Here is a 210-nt window from a genome sequence, read left to right as displayed (position 1 = left end):
GCTTAAACCATTATTCGCTATTTGGAGTAAAAATGGATTGGTGGAGCTAGAACAAGATTATCTGGTGCTGACTCTAGCTGGCAGTTTCTGGGCTGTGACGCTCGCACAGGGCGCCATTGAAGCGATTAATACGTTGAGCCCTCGTAAAAGTATGAGCACACATCCGCATGGTCACGGCCATGGTCAAAGTGGCAAAGGACATCCATCGAA

The 210-nt window shown here is 48.1% G+C and carries 1 protein-coding gene; it reads left to right on the top strand.

What is annotated here, in order from left to right; translation table 11 throughout:
- A partial coding sequence (locus MRS74_RS23890) for a hypothetical protein (protein WP_254582768.1) occupies positions 1–210 on the top strand: 210 nt, incomplete at both ends.

This window comes from Marinobacterium sedimentorum (assembly GCF_024267675.1).
GTDB lineage: Bacteria > Pseudomonadota > Gammaproteobacteria > Pseudomonadales > Balneatricaceae > Marinobacterium_A > Marinobacterium_A sedimentorum.
Note: the sequence above shows the minus strand (reverse complement) of the source record. Positions and strands in the feature narration are given on the sequence as shown.